Annotated in this window: 2 protein-coding genes; both read left to right on the top strand. The window is 66.7% G+C overall.

Annotated features, from left to right (window positions below; translation table 11 throughout):
• On the top strand, nt 1–453 hold a 453-nt coding region (locus tag BIS11_RS14170; protein WP_253586363.1), incomplete at its 5' end, for a c-type cytochrome.
• Nucleotides 450–2,906: cytochrome c oxidase subunit I (gene ctaD, locus BIS11_RS14165; protein ID WP_253586362.1), on the top strand; the 2,457-nt coding region annotated here is incomplete at its 3' end. The genes BIS11_RS14170 and ctaD, both read left to right, overlap by 4 nt.

Raw genomic sequence — 2,906 nt, 5'->3', positions numbered from 1 at the left:
CGCATCCGCCTGGAGGCGGACGAGCCCGGCGTGTTCGGCGCCCAGTGCGCCGAGCTTTGCGGCGTGGGCCACGCCCACATGCACCTCTACGTGGAGGCGCTGCCGCGCGAGGAGTTCGATGCCTGGCTCGCGGCGCGAAGCGAGGAAGCGCTGGCGGACCTCGCCACGAGCGACCCCGCCTTCGAGCCGGCGCGGGAGAACTTCACCACCTTCTGCGCCAGCTGCCACCGGGTCGCCGGCATGAGCGCCGGCACGATCGGCCCCGATCTTTCCGACCTGGGCGGGCGCACGATGCTGGGGGCTGGCACGCTGGCCATGGAGGAGGGCGCCGTCTACCAGTGGCTGAGACACCATCAAACGTTGAAACCCGGGAACAGAATGCCGCAACACGACGATTTGGATACCGACACCCTGAGCGGTCTGGGTGACTGGCTGGAGACCCTGACCCCATGACGAGCATCAATCGCGAAGCGACTCCACAGGATCCCCAGCAGCCCGACGACCCGCAGGCGCTGCACGACGACCTGCACGAGATCTGGGGCAACCCCCGGGGCATCAAGGCGCTGACCATCGTCAACCACACCACGCTCGGCCTGCGCTTCATGGTCACGGGAATGGTCTTCTTCGTGATCGGCGGCGTGCTGTCGATGCTGATCCGTACCCAGCTCGCCACGCCCGACCAGAACTTCATGACGCCGGACATCTATAGTCAGGTCACCACCATGCACGGCACGGTGATGATGTTCCTGTTCGCCATCCCGATCCTCGAGGGGCTGGCGATCTACCTGATTCCCAAGATGATCGGTGCTCGTGACCTGGTGTGCCCGCGGCTGACGTCGCTGGGCTACTTCTGCTACCTGTTCGGCGGCATCATCCTGAGCTTCAGCATGGTGCTCGAGATGGCGCCCGATGCCGGCTGGTTCATGTACACGCCGCTTTCGAGCAGCGAATACTCGCCGGGGCTGGGGTCGGACTTCTGGCTGCTGGGCATCACCTTCGTCGAGATCTCGGCGCTCTCCGCCGGGGTGGAGATCGTCGTCTCGATCCTGCGCACCCGCACCCAGGGCATGGCGCTGCACAAGATGCCGATCTTCGCCTGGTACATCCTCGCCATGGCGCTGATGATCGTGGTCGGCTTTCCCCCGCTGATCCTCGGCAGCGTGCTGCTCGAGCTCGAGCGCGCCGTGGGCATGCCGTTCTTCGAAGTGGCCGGCGGCGGCGACCCGCTGTTGTGGCAGCACCTTTTCTGGCTGTTCGGCCACCCGGAGGTGTACATCATCTTCCTGCCCGCAGCGGGCATCGTCTCGACCTTGATCCCGGTGTTCGCCGGGCGACCCCTGGTCGGCTACGGCTGGGTGGTGTTCGCCATCGTGGTCACCGGCTTCATCAGCTTCGGGCTCTGGGTGCACCACATGTTCACCGTGGGCATTCCCCAGCTCGCCCAGGCGTTCTTCTCGGCGGCGAGCATGCTGGTGGCGATCCCCACCGCCATTCAGGTGTTCGTGTGGCTGGCAACGCTGTGGCTCGGCAAGCCGCGCTTCAAGCTGCCGATGCTGTGGATTCTGGGCTTTCTGATCATCTTCGTCTGCGGCGGCTTGACCGGGGTGATGCTGGCGCTGGTGCCGTTCAACTGGCAGGTCCACGACACCCACTTCGTGGTGGCGCACATGCACTACGTGCTGGTGGGCGGCATGTTCTTCCCGCTGATGGCTGGGCTCTACTACTGGCTGCCGCTCTTTTCCGGGCGCATGCCGTCGGAGACCATCGGCCGCTGGGGCTTCTGGCTGACCTTCCTGGGCTTCAACGGCACCTTCCTGATCATGCACTGGACGGGGCTTCTGGGCATGCCGCGGCGTATCTACACCTACGAGGCGGGCAACGGCTGGGAGATCTTCAACCTGCTCTCGTCGATCAGCGGCTTCGTGATGTCGGCAGGCATCGCCATGGTGCTGATCGATATCGCGCTGCACTTCAAGTTCGGCAAGCCCGCCCAGCACAACCCGTGGAAGGCGGACACCCTCGAGTGGGCCAACGCCATGCCGCCGAGCGCCTACAACTTCGTCAGCCTGCCGAAGATCGATACTCGCCACCCGCTGTGGGACAACCCGGACCTGCCGCGCACCATGGCCGAAGGCAAGCACGGGCTGGCCGTCACCTCCCACGGGCGTCGCGAAATGTGGGGCACCGATTCGATCACCGGCAAGGTGCGCGAGATCATCCACCTGCCGGGCAACTCCTGGTGGCCGTTCTTCGCGGCCCTCGCCCTGGCCGTGGTGTGCGTGAGTCTGCTCACCCGGGTCTACGCGCTGGCCGGCGTGTTCGTGATCATCGCCGGGGTGTTTCTGCTGCGCTGGGCCTGGGAGAACGGCGCGCATCCGGAGGCGGCGCCGGACGCCGAGGTGCGCGAGGGCGACCCGCCCCTGCACTCACGCACCATGAGCGGTCCCGGCGTCTGGGCGATGGCCACGTTCTCGATCGCCAACGGCTCGTTCTTCCTCTCGTACCTGTTCGGCTGGTTCTACCTGTGGACCGTGTCGCCGCAGTGGCGCATGCCGGACGTCTCGCCGCTGTCGCTGGTCGTGCTCGTCGCGGCCGGCGTGGCGGTGACCCTGGGGGCCGGGATGATGGAGCGCCTGGTGCGCGGGCTGCGCGTCAACCAGGATCGCGGCCTGGCCAGCGGCTTCTACGTGAGCGCGCTACTGGGGGCGGCCCAGGTGGGGCTGGTGCTCTGGTCGCTGTTGACGGCAGGGCTCGAACCGACCCGCACGAGCCACGACGCGGTGCTGCTGGTAGGGCTCGTCTATGCGCTGTTCCACGGGGCGCTGGCCATGATTCTCTCCGCCATGCAGGGGCTTCGCGTACGCTACGGCTACGTGGGGCTGCACGCGCCCTTCGAGCCGGCGGTG

Source organism: Halomonas sp. 707D4, from assembly GCF_024158685.1.
Lineage (GTDB): Bacteria > Pseudomonadota > Gammaproteobacteria > Pseudomonadales > Halomonadaceae > Vreelandella.
This window is presented reverse-complemented; position numbering and strand designations above follow the sequence as displayed.